This is a genomic window from Kitasatospora sp. NPDC022856, from assembly GCF_055561235.1.
Genome location: NZ_JBVHHE010000106.1, coordinates 1 through 4791 on the forward strand (window position 1 = coordinate 1; position 4791 = coordinate 4791).

2 protein-coding genes are annotated in these 4791 nt (G+C 69.5%); both read right to left on the reverse strand.

Translation table 11 applies throughout. The features are described from left to right. Nucleotides 1-145: 145 nt before the first annotated feature. A complete protein-coding gene (locus ACZ34W_RS38330) occupies nt 146-1039 on the reverse strand; it encodes a LysR family transcriptional regulator (protein ID WP_465611088.1) in 894 nt (297 codons plus the stop codon). A 653-nt stretch (nt 1040-1692) separates the two neighbouring features. Next, nucleotides 1693-4095, reverse strand: a complete 2403-nt coding sequence (locus tag ACZ34W_RS38335; protein ID WP_465611090.1) for a ricin-type beta-trefoil lectin domain protein — start codon at nt 4093-4095, stop codon at nt 1693-1695. Nucleotides 4096-4791 lie beyond the last annotated feature (696 nt).

Below are 4791 nucleotides of genomic sequence, written 5' to 3' on the forward strand. Positions count from 1 at the left end.
CGCCCCCGAGTGCTCCCCGGACGTCTGGGACTTCTACACCGACCTGCGCTCCGCCTGCATCAGATACTGACCCCCGGCCCGGCCCCGGCCACCCCACCGACCCCACCGACCCCGCCGGCACCGCCGACCCCGCCAGCCCCGACCCTCACACGGGCCATTCGGAGACGGCTCCGACCAGCGCCACGAACGCCTCCTCCGGCGGCGTGAGTGCCCGGTCGGCCCGCCGTACGAGGGACACCGTCCGGACGGGCGGGGCCGGCACAACACTCAGCGCGGCGAGCATCCCGGCCTCCGTCTCCTGGCGGATGACATGCTCCGAGACGAGCGCCAGGCCGAGTCCCCGAGAGACGGCCTGCTTCAGCGTGTCCGTCCCCCACATGTCCCACTGCTCGACGACCTCCAACCCCCACATCCGCAACGCCGACTCCTGGAGCCGCCGGGTCGCGGAGCCGCTCTCGCGCATCAGGAACCGCTGGTCGACCAAGTCGGCAGGGGTCAGTGCCCGGCCGATGAGGGGCGAGCCCGGCTCGGCAACGAGCACCATGGCCTCCTCGAACATACCCTGGGCGACGAGCTGTTCATCACGTGGCGTGCCGGCGCACAGCCCCAGCGCCACCTCGCCCCGCAGCAGCCACGACTCGACCGCCTCCTCATTCCCCACCCTGATCTCGCAGGAGACCTTCGGAGCCCGCAGGGCGAACTCGGAGAGCAGCAGCGGCAGAAGATAGGTACCCAGAGTCGTCGTACCCGCCACCACCAGCCGACCGGCGCCCAGACCACGGTACTCGGCAACAGCAAGTTCGAGCTCGTCCAAGATCTCGAAGATCCGCCGGGCGTGCTCGACGACGATCTCGCCGGCCGACGTGGGACGGGCGCCGTGACTGGTGCGGTGAACGAGCTGGGCCCCGAGGGACCTCTCCAGGTTCCGGATGTGGTTCGACACGGCCGGCTGGCTGGTGAACAGCGACTTGGCCGCCCCCGAGAAACCCTTGGACTGGATGACCTTCGCGAGTACCTCCAGCTGGATCAGGGTCACCATGCTCCGTACCTCCATTGCTCGCACCGACGGCCCCCTCGAACACCACGTCGAGGGTGAAGAACACCGGAACAGGAATCCGCGTCCGCTCATGGAACGCGCCCTCCGGCACCAGCGCAAGGCCCAGAACGGACGAAAAGGTCGAGGGCGACGGGTCCGCAGGTCGTCCAGGCGGCCAAGGACGCCAAGGTCGCCCTGCTCACCTCCGACGACCAGATCTGCGCCACCGGCCCCGACCCGTCCGTCTGCGCCAAGACCGACCCGGTCCCGCGGATCGGGTTCTCCGGCGCCCGGATGGGCGGAGAGGTCGGCAAGCGGGCCGCCGAGGAGTACCGGAAGGCGGGCTGGAACCCCGCCGAGACCCGCACCGTCTCCGCGTGGAAGCAGGACGTCACCGTCTGCACCGACCGCGTCAAGGCCGCGAAGGAGGCGTTCGCCGCGGGCGCGAGCGCCAGCGTCCAGAACATCGACGTCGCCACCGACCTCAAGAACGGCAAGGCCATGCCCGCCGAGGCCTTCGCCCCCACCACCATGGCCGACCCCACCACCTTCAAGGCTCGACCGCGTCCCCACGTCGTCTCCTCCGACGGGGGACACGGTCGAACTGCGCCCGAAGGCCGGCGGCCCTCTCACAGACTGCGGAGACTACGGGGCGATCAGACCCTGATCCACCGCTGGGTGAAGCCGTTGGTGCAGGTGCCGAGCTGCAGCAGGGCTCCGTCGGACAGAGCGCCGTTCAGGTCGAGGCACAGGTTTGACTGGACGCCGGTGAAGGTGCCGTCGCCACGGGGGATCCACTGCTGGTTGGTGCCGCCGTTGCAGGTCCAGATGATCACCCGGGTGCCGGGGGTTCTGTGCTGGTTTGCGGCGTCGACGCACTTGCCCATGACGGTCAGGGTCTTGTCGGCGTTGTAGGTGAACCGCTGGGCGCTGCTGCCGTTGCAGGGCTGCTGCTGGATCTGGGTGCCGTTGGTGGTGGATGCCCCGGGGTCCTCCAGGCACTTGGTCGAGGGGATGTTCCTGGCGGTTTCGGTGATGCCTTGCAGGGAGGAGGTGCTGGGCGTTCCCTGTCCGGTGACGGAGAGGTTGTCGAACTGTGCTTCGTAGTAGCCGCCGGGGCCGAAGCCCGCCACGCCGACCGCGTGGGTGGTGTCGGTGACGGTCGCCAGCGTGGTGGTGTCGACCTTGGCGGTGATGGTGCTGCCTTGGAAGCCGAGGCTGTAGGTGTGCCAGGTCGATGTCCCCGGCGCGGTGGTGGTGCCGGATGCCAGGACGGTGGGGGTGGTGCCGATCTGCTTGTACAGCGACCAGAGGCCGGTGTTGGAGACTGTGAGGTGATAGCCGTTGATGCTGTTCGGTAGCCAGGTCGAGATGGTGGCGCGGCCCAGCAGGTGGATCTTTCCGGTCTGCGGGATCGTCGCATCGACGCTGACGGTGTAGTCGCCCCACTCGGGGTCGCCGACCAGCGTGTACGGCGTGGCGTCGGGCCGGTTCCAGCGGATCGGCGTCTGCGGTGTGGCCTGGCGCAGGCAGGTGCCGGTGCGGCCGGCGGTGCACGCGGCCGTCTCGAAGGAGCCCTGCATGGTGGAGGCGTACCTGGCCTCCTTCTTCAGCGGGTAGCCCTCGAAGGAGTCGGTGTACGGCAGCGGCAGGTTGGCCCGGGCGGGGGAGACGGCGGTGCCCTTGCCGCCCCAACCGGTGGTGGTGAGGGTGTAGGCGTACCCGGGCTGGAGGGTCAGGGAGAAGGCGCCGCCGGAGGGGGTGACGTCGGCCTGCTGGACCAGCCACTGGGTCGGGTCGGTGCCGGCGAGGTTGCTGGCGAAGACGTGCACCGGGCCGGTGGCGAGTCCTCCTCCGACCTGGAAGGAGGCGGTCTGCGCGGCGGTGGCGGTGGTGGTCTCGATGACGGTGGACCAGGTGTTGTCGGTGGCGGACCGCAGTGAGACGTAGCTGCCGTTGTTGCGGTTGCCGCCGAGGTAGCCGCTGCCCGAGTCGAGGTACTTCCAGCCGACCTTGGTGAACTGGGTGGTGTGGGCGGTGGCCCACAGGGCTTGGCCGACCGTGTAGTTGCCGGACCAGGGCTGGTTGGCCAGGATGAGGCCGTCCGTGCCGAAGGGCAGCGTCTGGTAGGCGGAGGCGGTCACCGGCCAGTTGATGTTCGCGGTGATCTTTCCGTCGATGTAGTCGCGGTTGTCCCCGCGCAGGACCAGGGCGCCCGACTGGTAGTCGTAGGAGCCGGCCTCGCTGGCCCACAGCGGTTTGCCGGTGCTGAGCGCGTTCGCGGAGGACGGGCAGTTGGTGGCCGGTCCCAGCCAACTGCAGGGGTAGTGGCTGCCGATGACGTCGATGGCCGCGGCCAGGGTCGGATCGGTCACCATCTGGTCGGCGATCGCCCAGCGGGTCTCGTCCGGACCGATGATCTTCGTGGTCAGCCCGGCCTGTCCCAGCGCGGTGTGGAGCTGCTCGAACCAGCCGGCGTTGTAGGTGTGTTCGTTCCAGCCGCCGAGGTAGTCGATGGTCAGTCCGTGGTCGGACTGGGCGTGCTGGACCCACCGGATGTAGTAGTCGATCATGTCCTGGGACCAGAAGGTGCCGTTCCCGATCCAACCGGGGGCGCCCCAGGCCAGGGCCGCGAGCTTGATGTCGGGGTTGCGCGCCTTGGCCTGCTCCATCAGCCACCATTCGTAGCCTCGGTAGTAGTCCACGTCGGCGCTGGTGTGCTCGGCGCTGATCTCGGCGCCGTCGGTCGAGTTGGTGTCGCCGCCGACCTCCACCTTCAGGATCTGCAGATTCGCGCCGTACCCGGGCTTGAACAGGTAGTCCAGGATCTGGCCGCGCTGCGGCTCGGGGTAGTCGTACAGCAGACGGGAGTTGCCGCCACCGCCGCTGACCGCCCCGATACCGTCGAACGTGCGCCCCGGCGAGGTGCCGTCGATCGTGACGGCTGTGGTGACGGCTGCGGCCTGCGTCGCCTGCACAACGACGCCGCCCACCATCAGCGAGAGTGCCACGGCGGCCGCGGCCAGTCGCGACCGCGCGGGTCTTTCAGTGACCTTCACTGGAATCCTTTCTCAGGAATACGATGGTTCTTTCACGGTCTTCTGCTGTTTCACGCGTCCGCCCGGACTCGCCGAGGAGCGGCAGCATCAGGTGGCGCGGCTTTGCTCCGCCGTTCGGCGGTCCACCGCCGGTCGGCAGGCCAGGGATGGGATGGCCGTGACGGGGGACGGAGTGGGGCGACGGTCCGTAAAGGTCCGGGGCCCGGGATTGGGGGAGATCGAGGTCGGCGTCGCGGCGGTGTCGCCCGGCGCCGTCGGGCTCCGGGCGAACTGAAGTGCGGCGCCGACGGCCCCCGCAGGGGTAGTCGCCCGCACGACGAAGCTGTCGCCGCCGTCGTCCGCCGGCGGATGTGCGGATGAGCCGCTCCGAGGTGAATGCGGGGAGAGCCGAGCTCTTCCTCGTGGACGGGTACGGCGCATTCGTCGTATCGGTGGGACCAGTACGTGCTGAGCCGGTGTCGCGGGTGGGTGGACGGGGTTGGCGAGCGAGCGGTGGCTTCTGCCGACCAGGCTGCTTCCGGGGTTGGTGGATGACGCTCGGGTGTCGGCGGCCCGTGGGGGCGGCCGCGGACGGCCCGGGGTGTGAGGGGGTCCGGCGTGTGTCAGTTGCAGGTGGCGCCGCTGGTCTTGAAGGTGGTGGCGTCGACCATGGTGGTGGGGGCGAAGGCCTCGGCGGGCATGGCCTTGCCGTTCTTG